The sequence below is a fragment of the Enterococcus hailinensis genome, assembly GCF_045862035.1.
GTDB lineage: Bacteria > Bacillota > Bacilli > Lactobacillales > Enterococcaceae > Enterococcus_A > Enterococcus_A hailinensis.
In genome coordinates, this window is the sequence record NZ_BAAFRV010000006.1 from 26,331 (window position 1) to 42,170 (window position 15,840).

Below are 15,840 nucleotides of genomic sequence, written 5' to 3' on the forward strand. Positions count from 1 at the left end.
AAGTGTTTGTCAAACATTCGAAACTGAAATTGGAGGAAAAAAACGTGCGTACAACATATATGGCTAAGCCAGGCGAAGTAGAACGTAAATGGTACGTAGTAGACGCAACTGATGTTCCTTTAGGACGTCTTTCAACAGTTGTTGCATCTGTACTACGCGGAAAAAATAAACCAACATTCACACCACATGTAGATACTGGTGATTTTGTAATTGTAATCAATGCAGATCAAATCAAATTAACAGGTAAGAAAGCAACTGACAAGATTTACTACCGTCACTCAAACTTCCCTGGTGGATTGAAATCTGTCTCAGCAGGCGAATTGCGTGCTAAAAATTCTCGCCGTTTGATCGAAACTTCTGTTAAAGGTATGCTTCCTAAAAACACGTTAGGACGTGCTCAAGGCATGAAACTTCATGTATACGGTGGAGCAGAACATCCACATGCAGCTCAACAACCAGAAGTATTAGATATCACAAACTTAATTTAATAGGAGGGAAATTCATTGGCACAAGTTCAATATAGCGGTACAGGCCGTCGTAAAAATGCAGTTGCTCGTGTACGTTTAGTACCAGGAACTGGTAAAATTACTGTAAATAAAAAAGACGTTGAAGAATATATCCCACATGCTGACCTACGTTTAGTAATCAACCAACCATTTGGTGTTACTGAAACAACTGGTTCATATGATGTATTCGTAAATGTAAACGGTGGGGGCTACGCAGGACAATCAGGCGCTATCCGTCACGGTATCTCACGTGCTTTATTAGAAGTAGATCCTGACTTCCGTGCACCATTAAAACGCGCTGGATTACTTACTCGTGATTCACGTATGGTTGAACGTAAAAAACCAGGTCTTAAGAAAGCCCGTAAAGCTTCACAGTTCTCAAAACGTTAATTGCTGGAATCGTTGCGAATTTATTCGCTTACGAATACAGTATGGGACGGAGATTTCAACGAAATCGAGTACCATTCATTTAACATTTCAAGACACTTTCCAATTTGGAAGGTGTCTTTTTTATTTTCATCAATCTTGATACTTATCAATGTGTTATCCTTTCTATTTCTTCATAATCGAAGGTGTTGAAGAGATAGAAAAAATGGAGGAATTGAAGATGAATATCAAGCAGCGGATTTTAGCGGCAAAAAATCAAGTGGCAATCATCAGCGGCATCCTGATCCTGATCGCCTTAGTAAGCAAATTTTTCTTAAATGAAAGTTTAATCTATGAAGTGAGTATGATCATTGCATCGGTTTTGGAGTTTTTACCGATTGGGTTACAGGCCTATCAAGCCATCAGGATAAAAGTTATAAGTATCGATCTATTGGTGACTATTGCGGTGATCGGCGCTTTTTTAATTGGAGAATACAATGAATCAGCGATCGTTACGTTCTTATTTTTGTTTGGCAATCTATTGGAACAAAAAACATTAGAAAAAACGCGTTCGGCTATCAAAAAACTGACGCAATTGGCTCCGGCAAGTGCGCTTAAAATCAAAGCACATGAAATCGAAAAAATCGATATCGAAGAAGTGGCAGTCGGAGATATACTCTTAGTCAAAACCGGCGCTCAAGTACCGGTCGATGGTGTGATCACGCAAGGTTGGGGACATGTGAATGAAGCGAGTGTCACAGGGGAATCCCAGTTGGTTAAAAAAAGATTGGTGATTCGGTTTTTTCGGGCACACTCTTAGAGAATGGTACGCTTCAAGTCAGAGCTGAAAAAATTGGCGAGGATACGACATTTGGGAAAATTATTGAGTTGGTAGAAGAAGCACAAGATAATAAGTCTGCGGCTGAAGGATTTATTACTACTTTTGCTAAATATTATACGCCGATTATTTTAGTGTTAGCAGTAGTTTTAGGTTGTCCAGGAGCTTTAGTGATTGGGGTGCCGGTCTCAAATGTAGCCGGAATCGGAAATGGTGCTCAAAATGGTATTTTGATCAAAGGTGGCGAAGTGATCGATCACTTCAAGCAAGTAGACACTTTTGTGTTTGATAAAACCGGAACATTGACGGAAGGTATTCCCACAGTTGCTAAAAATATCGAATATTCCAACGAATTTCCTCATAGTGTAGACTACGCGGCTAGTATCGAAAAAGAATCGGATCATCCTTTAGGGCGGGCAATTATTGATTTGGCTAAGGACAGCGATCAAAAAGTAACAAATACGATCGTTGTGAAAGGAAAAGGGATTACGGCCACAGTTGATGAACATCAAGTGTTAGTTGGTAATCAAAAATTATTAGCAGACTATCAAATAGAGCTGCCGGATCAGGTCCAAAAAGATTTAACAGATTTACAAGAAAATGGGCAATCGATTGGATTGATCGTGGTTGATCAACAAGTGACGAATTTGATTGGGATCAGGGACCAAGCGCGTGAAGGGGCGAAAGAAACATTAGCAAATTTGAAAAAAATGGGGGCTAAACGGTTGATTATGTTGACCGGAGATAATCAGCGGACGGCTGAAATCGTCGGAAAAGAATTAGGTCTAGAGGAAGTATATGGCAATTTATTACCAGAAGAAAAAAGTCGATTCATTAAAAAGTTACAACAAACGGGCAATAAAGTCGCTTTTATTGGAGATGGCGTGAATGACAGTCCGTCGATTGCTTTAGCTGATATTGGGATCGCTATGGGAAATGGTACGGATATTGCGATTGAAACATCTGATGTCGTGTTGATGAACTCTGATTTTAATAAATTGGTTCAAGCTTATGGGTTAACGAAAAAAACTTTTTTAAATATGCAGGAAAATATTTTGATTGCTATTGCGACGGTCATTTTTTTGATGCTGGGTTTAGTTTTTGGCTATATTTATATGGCTAGTGGGATGTTGGCACATGAAATAAGTATTTTGATCGTGATCCTCAATGGGATGCGCTTGTTAACTTATCATAAAAAACTTGATAGCTATCAAGGAAACCATCCAAGAACCGCTTTATAATTTATTTGTTAAATAAAAACAGTGTTTTTTTTACAAGGAGGAAATCACTATGGAAAAAGTTATTTTACAATTAGATACATTGAGCTGTCCATCATGCATGCAAAAAATAGAAGCAGCGTTGAGCCAACAAGCCGGAGTCAAACAAGTAAAAGTGCTATTCAATGCTAGCAAAGTCAAAGCAGAAATCGATAGTAGTTTGACAACTGCAGCGACTTTAAAAACGACGGTTGAGAATTTAGGTTATCAAATCAAATCTGTTAAAGTGAAAGCGTGAGAATATGAATGCCGAAGAACAATATCAAGCTGAATTGATCAAAGTGAAAGAAAGTCACCACACCCCAACTGCAGGAGCGATGACTAGCCATGTTTTAGCGAACTTAATGATCCATGCAACAAAATTATTCCAAGCGTATTATTCGATCAAAGGCTCATCGATCAATGGAAAATTAAAAGAATTGGCCCAAAAAGAGCAGGCGATGGCAGAGCGGCTAAATGAATTACTTTTAGCAGAAGGAGAAGTCATTCCGACTACGACCGAAGAATTTAAGCAGTACACCATGCTCGAAGAAAGTGGGGAATTTAAATATTTACCCACCGCAGATATATTGACTGCACAAGTTGCTGATTTTAATACCGAATTATTATTTATTACTAGAGCGATCAAGCTTGCTGAAAAAGCCGATTATTTTGGTTTGTCAGAATACTTAAAAGAGGTATACACTAATATCAAGGAAGCAATTCTATATTTACAAACGTATTTAGGTCATGAAGTCACCTTTGGTTTGGAAGAGGACGAATAATTAGGAGGATAAGGCGATGAACCACGATCATTTATGTATTACTCTTGTTCCTTTGTTTAATCATTTACCTTTGAAAGATCAGCAAAGGATTAATCAAGTTGTTAATCATCGGAATATTTCTAAGGGCGAAATGATTATGTCACCAGGAAAAGCAGAATTGGTGATCGTGGCGAAAGGCGCTATGAAATTATTTCAACTTTCTAGTAATGGAAAAGAACAGTTGCTTCGCGTAGTTGAACCTGGAGCTTATGAAGGAGAGACATTATTATTTGGTGCTGAAAACGAAAATCTATTTGGCGAAGCACTCCAACCAACAGAAGTTTGTGTGATAACGAAGCAGGATTTTCAGCAATTGTTGAACCGTTATCCTGAACTAACTTTGAAGTTATTGGAGATCAATGCTAAAAAAATGAATGCGATGCAACAACAGACTCAATTTTTAATGATGGAAAAAGTTGAGGAACGTTTGGCAACTTATTTATTAGACTTAGCTAAAGTAGAGGCAAGCAATCACTTCTTATTACCGATGAAGATGAAGGAACTTGCAGCTTTTTTAGGAACGACTCCCGAAACACTTTCCCGGAAATTCAAACTTTTAGAAAATCAGCAAACGATTAAACGTGAGGGATATGAAGTATCGATATTAAGTGTCGATGCTTTAGAAGATATTTAAAGTATCAATTATGGTAACAAAAGATATTCAGAAAAATACTACCGATTAATGCTTCAAGTACTATTTTTTCTAACCGTTCAATCAGATGTTTTTCAAGGCCCTTCTTCAATCAGAAGAAGGGTCTTTTTTTAGCTAGTAGAGGTAATTGATTTGACAAAAGGAATAACGGAGAATAAAATATGCTTGCGCACGCAAATAAAATAGATTTCGTGAGAGGAGTCTTTATATGAATGAACAGCAAGAGAGCAATCTAAAATGGTTGGCTAAGTTAACGAGAGAGTATCAAAAAAGTTTGGATCAAGCGTTGGTGCCGTTGCGTTTGAATTCTTCAAACTATTATTTCATTATGAAGATCCATGATTTTGGTCGTTTACCGCAAGAAAAGCTAGCGTCGCTAACGGGATTGAATGGCAGCAATGTCACTCGGACCGTTCAGAAGCTGATCGATCAAGGTTTTGTAGTTAAAGAAAAGAATGAACAGGATCGCCGTGGCTTTCTATTAGCTCTAACAGGTGTAGGGGAAGCGATCTATGGACAAGTGTTAGTGGCTGTAAAAGATGCGCAAGCAACTTTTTATACTAACTTGAATACAGAGGAACAAGAACTATTTGAACAGTTGCTAGGTAAGCTAGCAGAAGAGTGAGAGGATGAATGGAATGAGTCGTCATTTTGTAAATGAATTAATAGAATTGCCGCAAAATTATCGTATCGTTAGTGAGACGAATGAAAAAAGAAACAAACAGCTTGTAGAAGTTACACGTTATCAAACAGCCGGCGACTATACGTATAACGGCCCACGGGTCATTGAAGTCGTGGGTGCTGACCAATTGATCAGCTTTAAAAATCTAACGACTGTTCCGAAAGGTCAATTATTGAAAGCTGAACAAGCTCGGGTGTTAGCAGAGCAGCTTTTTGCTAAAACGAATCCTGTCTATGCGAAAGATCTATCTTTTATTCGTATCGAGCAACAAGAACGTTCTTTTTGGGATGACCACGGAGAATTACAGACTTTTCCAGTTCAGTGGATCAAGTTTGCTCATCAAAATGGCAGCTATAATTGGGTCACTTTAGGGGCAGCAGGAATGGTGATCGAATTGGAGATTGATTCACGTTGGGATTATTTCCGCGGCCGGCGAAAAACGGAAATGTGGGACAATGATGATTGGGTGCTGGCTCGTGAAGGGAAAGGGCCGCAATTAGCAAGCCCCAATGCGCTGGCATAACTTTGTTGAGGTGTGGAGAAGAGTAGATGGACGAACTTCGATATGAACAAGAGCTTGATTTATTAGGTCAATTAAGAGCGCGGTTACAGCGTTTAGAGGATACAGAGTACATGACTGCTTATTACAAAGGCTATAGTTCTAGTAGGATGACTGTCGATGAGATTAAAGATGCAATCGAAGAATTGACCCAAGAAATTCAATTGTTGGAAGAACGATTAGCAGAGTATGAATGGTAAAACCATGGATAAAAAATAAAGACTAAACGGCAATTTTGCTTCTTTGTTCGATCCCTAGTATAATAACGATGTTTTGAAAGGATCGCGTTGTAAGTGACGTGTCAGGAGGAAGTATACATAATGACTAACAATTTTTGGGCAGAATTGCCAAAGCCCTTTTTTATTTTGGCACCAATGGAAGATGTGACGGATGTTGTTTTTCGTCATGTCGTTAAAGAAGCCGGTGCGCCCGATGTCTTTTTTACCGAATTTACGAATTCAGATAGTTTCTGTCATCCGGACGGTATCGAAAGCGTCCGTGGACGCTTGGTGTTTACGGAAGACGAACAACCGATGGTGGCGCACATTTGGGGAGACAAACCAGAATTTTTCCGAGAAATGAGTCTTGCATTAGCCGATATGGGTTTTAGTGGAATCGATCTGAATATGGGTTGTCCCGTTCCCAATGTTGCTGAACGCGGCAAAGGCAGCGGGTTGATCTTGCGTCCAGAAGTGGCAGCTGAATTGATTGAAGCAGCTAAAGCTGGCGGTTTGCCAGTTAGCGTGAAGACTCGAATCGGTTTTTATGAACAGGCGGAAATGAAAGACTGGATCAGTCATTTATTGAAGCAAGATATTGCAAATCTATCGGTCCATTTGCGGACACGAAAAGAGATGAGTAAAGTCGATGCTCATTGGGATTTGATTCCTGAAGTAGTAAAATTGCGTGATGAGATCGCTCCGCAAACGTTATTAACGATCAATGGCGATATTTTAGACCGAAAAATGGGTTTAGAATTAGCCGAAAAATACGGGGTAGATGGTTTGATGATCGGGCGCGGGATTTTTAAAAATCCGTATGCCTTTGAACAAGAGCCTCAAGAACACACGCCAACAGAAATGATCGGGTTATTGCGTTTGCAGTTGGACTTGCAAGATCAATATGCAGAACAAGTCCCACGTTCGATCGTAGGATTGCATCGATTCTTTAAAATCTATGTCAAAGGCTTTCCTGGAGCCAATGATCTGCGGATTCGTTTGATGAATACGAAATCAACTGCTGAAGTTCGTACTATCTTAGATGACTTCGATAAAAATCAAGCAGCACTTCTTTCATAGTTAAAAAGACACTTTTACTAAGTGTCTTTTTTATTTAACGAATAAAAAGTCAGGTGGGAATAAAATGAAAGCATTATCGATTCATCCAGAATATGCTTTGGAAATTTTAAAAGGTCAAAAGACGGAAGAATACCGCACGTGGTCAACTAAGTATCGTGGCGATTTATTGATTTGTGCGACGGCTAAAAAAACACCGGGAGCTATTTCAGGCCACGCTCTTTGTGTTGTTTACCTAGATGCCATCAATGTCTTAAATGATGGGACCTATGCTTGGAAATTGACCAATCTTCGTTACCTAAAACCGTTTAAAATCAAAGGCAAACAGCGATTATATGATGTTGATGACGTAGTGATTCAAGAAGCGTTAGCTAAGCGCGATGTAGAAAAACATTTCCAAAATTTTGAGCAGATTTGGCAGAACTATTATCAAAGCTTCCTCGAATAAATCCTTTTTGAATCAAAAAAATCGTCTTTAGTCAGTAATCGTTTTATGATAGAGAAATAAAGACCAAAGATGAGGTGATCAGATGATCGAAATCAAATTAGGTGATCTTTCGCAGTTAGATTTTTCAGTTGACGCAATCGTTAATGCCGCCAATCAAGCACTGATTCCTGGTGGTGGTGTCGATGGTGCATTGAATCGTGCTGCTGGTCCGGAATTAAAACAAGCGATGGCGAAAATTGGTGGAACGCCTCCAGGAACAGCGGTGATCACGCCAGCATTCAAATTGCCGGCGAAATATGTCATTCACGCAGTCGGTCCACGTTATCAGGATGGTCAACACCAAGAACAACAAGTATTGACGAAGGCATACGAAGCAATTTTTCAATTGGCTCATGCGTATGACGTGCGTACAATTGCGATGCCAGTATTAAGTGCAGGTATCTACGGCTATCCTAAAGAAGAAGCAGCAGAAATTTTACTGTCTGTTGCAGATCGTTCAGAAAATCAAACAATTACTACGACAGTTATTATTTTCGAAGCAGCCTGGTTTGCAGTTTTTGCAAAAGTTCAGGCAGAATTAACGTAAAATTATTTAGAAATTAAAATTGAGTAACGCTTATTTTCACCCCAACATGAATAACGTCATATTTTTACTTTTTGATTGTTGGCTACCAGAAAATGGCAGAACGTAAAAACACCTACTAAAAATGTAGGTGTTTTTATTTTGTCTAGAATAATAAAAATAAAAAATTATAAACATAAATATCACTAATTAAAAAAGTTTTATAACAATAAAATTAGTTTTAAAAGCGAATAAACCGCTTTAAATAAAGTTTATTTTAAAGAAAAATAACTAGTTGTTAATTAAAGTTCAAAAAGCGCTATGAATTTATTTTGCTTAAAATTGATTATGAGCAAGTAAGGAAGGAGGGCGTTGATTGAAAAATGGGATCTGTCATTACTTGTTGGAGTCCACAAGTATTCAAGAAAAACATTTTTTCAATAAAATATGTTGAAAAATAGAACGAAGTATTTGGTGAGTTGTTGTGAACGGCCTGTCGCTGCAAAAGTTCACTTATCTGCGCAAGCTGAAAATGAGTGAATGCGAAATGAAGAACTTTTAAAAGAGGGAGGTATTGGGTTTGAAAAAAAGGATTCTGCTTTTTATTTTGTTAGTTAGCTGGTTGTTTGCACCCTCTTCTTATGCTTCAGAAGCCGAAGTTACATTGACGATCGATACTAAACAAGCTGGAGAAAAAGTAGCGGGGACAGAAGCGATTACTTTTGATCTTTTTGATTTAACTGCTTGGTGTAGCAGCCAAGATCAGAGTGAAAAAGATATCAAGCAAACATGGTTGAACCAGTATCAAAACAAAAATCAATTTCAACAATTGATCCAACACACTGGCTTGGTAAAAGTGAATGAGCAGTCGATACCCACCAATTATGATGGCATCGCTGAAACAACTGTCCCTTACCAACAATCAGGACAAAAGGCTGTCTATTTACTTGTTACTTCAGGTGAAACAGGCAATAAAGAATTTTTGCCGATGGTCATTTTTATGCCACCGGAGTTATTTAACGGATCGATGTCTCTTTATGGAAAGTATCAGGAAATCCAGCTGAAAGAATCGATCACCACTGAAAATGATACGAATAAGACGAGCACTATCGGAAAACAATTACCACAGACAAATACCGTGAATTCTAATTTTATCTTAGGCGGATTGGTTTTAGTTGTGATTGGCAGTCTTGGTCTCGTATATAAAAACAAAAATAAGGGGAGAAAAAAAGAATGAAAAAAAGAACCACACGTTTGTTGGTCACACTGACTTGTCTATTGCCATTGATCATGGGAGCATTCGGCTTTGGAAATACTACGTATGCTGATGAAAGTGAAACAGTCGATGTGACTTTACACAAGAAAAAAATGGACCAATTTCCAACTACTACGATCCAAAATACAGGGGATTTGATGTTTGAGTTTGATCGTTATGAAGGATTGCCGGGAGTAAAATTTGATGTTTGGGAAGTCAGTGCTGATTTTTATCAGCAGTTGAATAAAATTATCAAACAAGACGCTAGCGATGCGGAGTATCAAAAGGCAGTAAAAGACTTGATGAGTACGTATAAATTATCAGAAAAGGCTGGCAACCCTTTACAAACAGTTGTAACAGATGAAAATGGTGAAGCTAAATTTGAAGGACTCGAAAAACGCAACGCCGATGGGACCTATAAAATTTATCTATTTGTAGAAGAGATTGCAGAAGGTAGAGAAACAATTTCAGCACCGCTTATTTTGATTTTGCCGGTAATGAATAGTGAGGGTACGGAAAATACGGATATCCATTTATATCCAAAAAACAAAATCAAAACAGAGGTCAGCAAAGAATTATTAGATGATGCGGGTAACCCTGTAACGAATGACACCGCTGTTGATTACGAAATCGGCAAAAAAATTACGTACCGTGTTGGATTTACGATCCCAAATCAAATCGGTGAACTGGTAACGAAAGATGGGCAAGAAACACCACGTTATACCGCCCTAAACTTAAAAGATGCTGTCACACAGACTGGTTTGAAGTTTGAAGGAATCGATAAAATCGTAGTTGGAGCTGGTGATACAACAGATATCAAAACGGATTTCCTTAGTCATAGTACACCTAAATATACGAATGCAGCAGATGATTTTTCAGGCTATGCTGGATTTGAGATCAAGATGAATCTAGATCCTCAAAATCTTGATGAAGCAAAGGAAACAGCTGATTATTTGAAGCAATATGCAGGGAAGACAATCTATATTTATTACGCAGTGTCATTTACAGATAAAACGCCCGTCGATACAACGGTAGACAATAAATTTACGGTTGAGTTAGGGCATGATGGTCAAACAGACAAAAAAGAGACGGACGATGCTCCTGCGATCATTACCGGAGGGAAAAAATTCTTCAAACATGAAGCAGGTAAAGAGACACAAGCATTACAAGGCGCAGAGTTCAAAGTTTACAAAGTAGTTGATAAAAAAAAGCTTTACTTGAAGCAAGGTGAAAATACGATTTCGTGGACAGAAAATCAAGTGGAAGCAACAGTCTATACTTCAGATAAATTTGGTCAATTGCAAGTAACAGGTCTATCATTTGGTACGTATTATTTACAAGAAACGAAAGCGCCAAATGGCTTTCAATTATTGGAGAAAGACCAAGAGTTTGAGATAAAAGAAGGTTCGTTTAATGTTGCTAATCAGTTATCGATCGCCAATGTTTCAAAAGGTGGCTTCTTACCATCAACTGGTGGTACTGGGATCATCGCCTTCTTAGCGATTGGATTGGCAATGATGTTGGGCGCTTTCATTAGATACCGTCGCATCCAGCAAGCAGTAAACTAAAGGCTTTTCTGTGGTAAAATGGGAGCGAAAGAAGGTTGAGCGATGACAAGTATGGAAAAAATCAACCAATTTCGTGATGAACGAAACTGGCGCCCATTTCACAATGAAAAAGATTTAGCTTTGTCGATTTGTTTAGAGGCAGCGGAATTACTGGAACTTTTCCAATGGAAAGATTCGGCCGAGGCACGGGTACAGACGGAACGTTTGAAAGAAGAACTCGCGGATGTTTTGATCTACTCGTATATGATGGCAGACAACCTGGATTTTGACATCGATGAGATCATCAGTGAGAAATTAAAGAAAAACGCAATCAAATATCCAGTAGAGAAAGCTTAAAAAGACGTACGACATTTTGTCGTACGTCTTTTTTATTCATGTAATTCTAACGGCAAGCCATCAGGATCAAAGAAGAAGGTCATTTTTTCACCAGTATAATCGTCAGTACGTAAAGGTTCGCATTCGACCCCTTGTTCGGTTAAATAAGTAACCATTTCTTCAATATTATCTGTCTTGAAAGCGAGATGGCGTAAGCCCGCCGCTTCTGGAAAACTTGGTCGCTTTGGCGGATCTTGAACGGCAAAAATTTCTAGCTCGGCACCTTGTAATTGTAAATCTAATTTATAATCTTGGCGTTCTGGTCGATAGTTTTCACGAATGATCGGTAGTCCTAAAATATCGACATAAAAGTGTTTTGCTTTTTGATAATCAGAGACGATGATCGCCACATGGTGGATGGCAGAAAAAGTTGGTTTTGGCATAAAAAATTCCTTTCGCTTTTTCTTTAGTATAACGGATAGTAGAAAAATAAAAGCAGAGGAAGGATCGTCTGCTTTTATTTACTTTTTAACGAGATCGCTTGGCCTTGTTGTTGCAAATGATTGACGTGTTGTTCACCCCAATTACATAAACTATCTAAAATATTGGATAAGCTAAGTCCATATTCGCTTAAGGAATATTCAACTTTCGGCGGAACCTGCTGATAGACTTTACGATCAATGATTTTATCATCTTCTAATTCACGTAATTGTTGGGTCAGCATTTTTTGACTAATACCAGTGATCCCGCGTTTCAAATCACTTGGGCGCATCGGTCCATGACGTAAGTTGCATAAGATGATCGGTTTCCATTTTCCGCCGATAACATCCATCGTTGCTTCGACTCCAATCATATATTCACGATTTTCCAAAAAAAATTACCTCCTAAAACATTGATAAGACACAAAAGTTACTAAAAGGTACCTATGATACAAAAAAGTGGGTACTTATCAAAAGTTCATCAACAGTATATAGTATCTTCTCGTAGGATACAAATACTTTTTTTGGAGGAAATTATGGAAAAGAAAATATCACCAAATCTAACTTTATTGGCATTAGCGATCAATGCATTTGCGATTGGTTCAACTGAATTTATTAGTGTCGGATTATTACCAATGATCGTCAAAAGTTTCAATGTCATATTAGCTCAAGCAGGATTGACAGTCTCACTTTATGCGTTAGGGGTCACGATCGGAGCTCCATTATTGACAGTTTTAACAGGTAAATGGAATCGTCGTAATTTAATGCTGGGAATCATGATCCTATTTATCAGCGGTAATTTATTAGCGGCCTTTGCGCCAACATTTTCGATCTTATTAGTCGGTCGTATCTTAGCGGCCTTAGCACATGGTATTTTTATGTCGGTCTCAACAGTTATTGCAGCCGATGTCGTAGAACCCTCTAGACGGGCTAGTGCGATTGCGATTATGTTTACTGGCTTGACTGTCGCGACCGTTACAGGTGTACCGCTAGGAACTTTTATCGGCCAACAAACAACATGGAATATGTCCTTTATATTTATTGCCGCTGTTGGTTTCATCGGTTTAGTCGCTAGTAGTTTCTTAGTGCCACGTCACTTGCCGATTCCGGGTAAAGTTGATTTAAAAGGATTCAAACGAATTTTTTCCAATAAACCATTAGTGATGTCTTTCTTGATCACAGCTTTTGGTTACGGTGGAACTTTTGCAGCTTACACTTATCTATCACCTATTCTGGAAGATTTTGGTTTTTCAGCTAGCGCGATCGTGATCATCTTGATTGTTTATGGTTTGATGGTTGCGGTGGGTAACACTGTTGGCGGTCATTTTGCCAATGAAAATCCTTTAGCTTCATTGATCAAAATGTTCGGTTTGTTGATGGTTGCGTTATTCTTCTTATTCGTGACGATCATGATTGGAAATAATATTTTAGGCTTGATGGCAGCATTACTTTTAGGCTTGTTTGCCTTTATGAATGTACCAGGATTACAATTGTATGTTGTTCAATTAGCAGAAAAATATGTTCCACAAGATATTACGCTGGCCTCTGCTTTAAATATTGCGGCCTTTAATATCGGGATCACTTTAGGCTCAACAGTTGGAGCACAAGTAACAGGTAAAATGGGAATTGCTTATACGCCAATTTTTGGAGCAATCATCGTTCTATTAGCAATTCTTTTGACCTTTCAAGTCCGAAAAAGTGAATCAAAAACAGTTTTAACTGAATGTGAAGACTAAAAAAGAACCAACCCTGAATTAATTCAGGGTTGGTTCTTTTTTGAAGTGGATGAGACAGGCAATCAAGACGATCACTAACAAAGCCAATAGAAAAAGCAATGAGCCTTGCGAACCAGTAACTGTTCCAGCGATAAAATCATCATTGGCTTGTTGCGACAGATTGATGATCGTTGCGACGATCGCAGTAGCAACTGCGCCAGAAAATTGTTGCAGCGTGTTGAACAATGTATTGCCATCACCGTAATCTTCTTCTGATAATAAGTTCATGCCAGTTGTCATCAAGTTGCTATAAGCAAATCCGATACCGATCATATAAACGACATGACCAGCTACGAAGCCCAGTAAAATTGGCATCCGTAATAAAACAGTCAATCCAATCCAACCAATCGTTGCTAAACTTAAACCAAATAAAATCGGTTTTTTAGAACCAAATGTGTCCAAAACACGGCCAGATACCGGTGCGAGAATCGCTCCCACAGCAGCTCCCGGCATCATAACTAAACCGGCAATAAAGGCATCTTTACCTAAGACGATTTGGATAAAATTAGGGAGGACAAAAGAAATACCCAATAGTAAAAATTGACAGACGAGAAAACCACATAAGAATAAAACAAAAACTTTATTTTTCAATACGGTGATCCGAACTAGTGGATTGGCTCCGCGAGTTGCTTGGCGATAGAAGATGACGAGCCCGACAATCCCAACAGCTAATGAAATCAAACAGAACCAGCTGCCTAATTGATTTAAGAACATTAGTAAACCACTAAACAAAAGTGCTACGCCGATCAAACTGATCCAATCGAGTGAACCTGTTTTTTGAATCGGCATTTCTGGGATCGCATAAAGTCCGATAACTAAAGAAATAATCAAGATCGGCAATAAAAAGAAAAAAATTGCATGCCAGGATAGACTAGCAGTCATGATCCCGCCGTAAGTCGGCCCAATAGCTGGCGCGATCGAAGTCGTCAATGTTCCGACGCCCATCATCGTGCCTCGTTTGTGCATGGGAGTAAAGTTTAAAATGATGTGGAACATCAATGGCAAAGCGATCCCGGTACTGACTCCTTGTAATAATCGGCCGGCTAATAGAACAGCATAGCTTGGCGACCACAAATCGGTGATCAAGCCGGCAATAAAGAATAAATTAGCAATAATAAATAATTTCCGAATCGAGTAGTTTTTTAGTAGATAATTGGAAAAAGGAACCATGATGGAGATCACTAATAAGTAAATTGTCGTGACCCATTGGACCATTCCAGTAGAGATCCCAAATTGCTCGATCAAAGTAGGGAATGTCACGTTCATAGCAGTCTCGATCAATACGCCCGCAAATGACATGATCCCAGTAGCCAAAACGGCTAATAATAAATGGATGTTCTTTTCTTTCATTTTATATCCCTCGCTTTATTTCTATAACTATTAACGATGAATGGAATCGTTTTGTTCAATTGTTAAATGTTCAAAATTAACAAAAAAAGAGAGATGGTTTCTAAATTAATAGAAACCGCCTCTCTCTCGACACGCAACAACGTGTTATCTGTACGATTTATTCACATTAAGCATTGTAAGGTGTTTTGCAATCTAGGTCAAGTCTATCGTTGCATTAAGAAACTGATGATTGCAAATACGGTAATGTGAGCAGGGTAGAAAATATAGAAGAAATTGCGCATCCCGCGACCTTTTTCACCATTGTAAAGAATGATCGGAATCGCTGCGAACAGCATCATCCATTGGTAATTTGTTGTAAAAGCACTAGCAACCCCGCCGCTGCCAGTAACTAAAGTAATCACAGCAATCACTACTAAAGCAGCAACTTGCAAATATTTTTTTCCATGGAAAAGATAGAATAAAACAGCAAGTAGCACAAATAAAAAGCCGCCCTCAGTCAGTAGTAATGTTGGGATTAAAAACGTGTATATTCTAAAGAACCACATACCTGAAGTAGATCCAAGTACCGCTGGATTGGTTAATAATAGTACTGGAATAATACTTAAAATAATTGGAACAAAGAACCAAGCCAAGCCTTTAAGTAAAGTCTGTTTTTGTTTTAAGTATTCACAGGCTTGCATATAGACAGTCCCTAAAAAAATCGTTCCAAAAATATTATTGATAACAACGGCGTCACCCACCATAAAATATTTGCTTAAGATCATGGTGATGATCCCCATGATCCAATAGCCGGCTAAGAGGCGGAACATGTATCTTTTTCGATTGCGTGTATGAATAAACCCTTCTGAACTTTCAAATAAAAAGATTGGTGCCGTGATACGGCCGATCCAATTAAACCAACCCGGTATTCCCGCGAATGAGAAAAATTCCGATAAATGGTCGAAAACCATCGTAATAATCCCTAAAACTTTCAACTGGAAACCCGTCATACCTTTTTTCATAAATAAATTCGCTCCTTCTTTTTTAATAAAATAGCAAATTTTTCAGTCATTAGCCATCTTTTTGTCGAACATCGAACTTACAAAAATGTGAGATAACTAAATTAAATGA

At 38.5% G+C, this 15,840-nt stretch carries 19 protein-coding genes and 1 pseudogene; 16 read left to right on the forward strand and 4 right to left on the reverse strand.

The genetic code is table 11. The annotated features are described in order from the left end of the window. The first annotated feature begins 59 nt into the window (after positions 1–59). From rplM to ACKTSC_RS06270, 15 genes and pseudogenes are all read left to right on the forward strand, one after another. Complete coding sequence (gene rplM, locus ACKTSC_RS06200; protein WP_342741676.1) at positions 60–488, forward strand: 50S ribosomal protein L13; 429 nt, start codon at positions 60–62, stop codon at positions 486–488. 15 nt (positions 489–503) lie between these two features. Then, positions 504–896 carry a 30S ribosomal protein S9 gene (gene rpsI, locus ACKTSC_RS06205; protein WP_332581235.1) on the forward strand — a complete coding sequence of 131 codons (393 nt, stop codon included), beginning with the start codon at positions 504–506 and terminating at the stop codon, positions 894–896. A 217-nt stretch (positions 897–1,113) separates the two neighbouring features. Further along, positions 1,114–2,951 (forward strand): annotated as a pseudogene (locus ACKTSC_RS06210) (heavy metal translocating P-type ATPase). A gap of 49 nt (positions 2,952–3,000) precedes the next feature. Next, positions 3,001–3,225 carry a heavy-metal-associated domain-containing protein gene (locus ACKTSC_RS06215; protein WP_332581237.1) on the forward strand — a complete coding sequence of 75 codons (225 nt, stop codon included), beginning with the start codon at positions 3,001–3,003 and terminating at the stop codon, positions 3,223–3,225. Between the two features lie 4 nt (positions 3,226–3,229). Next, a complete protein-coding gene (locus ACKTSC_RS06220; RefSeq protein ID WP_332581238.1) occupies positions 3,230–3,751 on the forward strand; it encodes a ferritin-like domain-containing protein in 522 nt (173 codons plus the stop codon). Positions 3,752–3,767: 16 nt separating this feature from the next. After that, complete coding sequence (locus tag ACKTSC_RS06225) at positions 3,768–4,424, forward strand: Crp/Fnr family transcriptional regulator (protein ID WP_332581239.1); 657 nt, start codon at positions 3,768–3,770, stop codon at positions 4,422–4,424. A gap of 226 nt (positions 4,425–4,650) precedes the next feature. Then, complete coding sequence (locus tag ACKTSC_RS06230) at positions 4,651–5,067, forward strand: MarR family winged helix-turn-helix transcriptional regulator (protein WP_407857129.1); 417 nt, start codon at positions 4,651–4,653, stop codon at positions 5,065–5,067. Positions 5,068–5,080: 13 nt separating this feature from the next. Then, complete coding sequence (locus tag ACKTSC_RS06235) at positions 5,081–5,647, forward strand: hypothetical protein (RefSeq protein ID WP_407857130.1); 567 nt, start codon at positions 5,081–5,083, stop codon at positions 5,645–5,647. Between the two features lie 26 nt (positions 5,648–5,673). Next, positions 5,674–5,883: a hypothetical protein gene (locus ACKTSC_RS06240; protein ID WP_407857131.1), complete on the forward strand. Its 210-nt coding sequence runs from the start codon at positions 5,674–5,676 to the stop codon at positions 5,881–5,883. 120 nt (positions 5,884–6,003) lie between these two features. Then, complete coding sequence (locus ACKTSC_RS06245; protein WP_407857132.1) at positions 6,004–6,981, forward strand: tRNA dihydrouridine synthase; 978 nt, start codon at positions 6,004–6,006, stop codon at positions 6,979–6,981. A gap of 64 nt (positions 6,982–7,045) precedes the next feature. After that, on the forward strand, positions 7,046–7,426 hold the full coding sequence (locus ACKTSC_RS06250) for an ASCH domain-containing protein (RefSeq protein WP_407855818.1): 381 nt from the start codon (positions 7,046–7,048) through the stop codon (positions 7,424–7,426). A gap of 82 nt (positions 7,427–7,508) precedes the next feature. After that, a complete protein-coding gene (locus ACKTSC_RS06255; RefSeq protein ID WP_407857133.1) occupies positions 7,509–8,012 on the forward strand; it encodes a macro domain-containing protein in 504 nt (167 codons plus the stop codon). Between the two features lie 556 nt (positions 8,013–8,568). Further along, complete coding sequence (locus ACKTSC_RS06260) at positions 8,569–9,225, forward strand: LPXTG cell wall anchor domain-containing protein (protein WP_407857134.1); 657 nt, start codon at positions 8,569–8,571, stop codon at positions 9,223–9,225. Next, positions 9,222–10,811: a SpaH/EbpB family LPXTG-anchored major pilin gene (locus ACKTSC_RS06265; RefSeq protein ID WP_407857135.1), complete on the forward strand. Its 1,590-nt coding sequence runs from the start codon at positions 9,222–9,224 to the stop codon at positions 10,809–10,811. The genes ACKTSC_RS06260 and ACKTSC_RS06265 overlap by 4 nt, the downstream gene beginning before the upstream one ends. A 42-nt stretch (positions 10,812–10,853) precedes the next feature. Then, entirely contained in the window at positions 10,854–11,147 is a 294-nt protein-coding gene (locus ACKTSC_RS06270) for a nucleotide pyrophosphohydrolase (protein WP_407855821.1), read from the forward strand. Positions 11,148–11,179: 32 nt separating this feature from the next. On the opposite strand, the gene gloA2 is transcribed toward ACKTSC_RS06270, so the two are convergent. Both gloA2 and ACKTSC_RS06280 read right to left on the reverse strand, forming a co-directional pair. After that, positions 11,180–11,569 (reverse strand): SMU1112c/YaeR family gloxylase I-like metalloprotein, encoded by a 390-nt coding sequence (gloA2, locus tag ACKTSC_RS06275; protein WP_407857136.1) that lies wholly within the window; start codon positions 11,567–11,569, stop codon positions 11,180–11,182. Between the two features lie 74 nt (positions 11,570–11,643). Continuing rightward, positions 11,644–11,997 (reverse strand): winged helix-turn-helix transcriptional regulator, encoded by a 354-nt coding sequence (locus ACKTSC_RS06280; RefSeq protein ID WP_071857963.1) that lies wholly within the window; start codon positions 11,995–11,997, stop codon positions 11,644–11,646. A gap of 144 nt (positions 11,998–12,141) precedes the next feature. On the opposite strand from ACKTSC_RS06280, the gene ACKTSC_RS06285 reads away from it, so the two are divergent. After that, on the forward strand, positions 12,142–13,341 hold the full coding sequence (locus ACKTSC_RS06285; RefSeq protein WP_407857137.1) for an MFS transporter: 1,200 nt from the start codon (positions 12,142–12,144) through the stop codon (positions 13,339–13,341). An 18-nt stretch (positions 13,342–13,359) separates the two neighbouring features. Here ACKTSC_RS06285 and ACKTSC_RS06290 read toward each other — a convergent pair whose 3' ends face one another. Continuing rightward, positions 13,360–14,730, reverse strand: coding sequence for an MFS transporter (locus tag ACKTSC_RS06290; RefSeq protein ID WP_407857138.1), 1,371 nt, complete (start codon positions 14,728–14,730; stop codon positions 13,360–13,362). A gap of 203 nt (positions 14,731–14,933) precedes the next feature. After that, a complete protein-coding gene (locus ACKTSC_RS06295) occupies positions 14,934–15,731 on the reverse strand; it encodes a TraX family protein (protein WP_407857139.1) in 798 nt (265 codons plus the stop codon). Between the last annotated feature and the right edge of the window lie 109 nt (positions 15,732–15,840).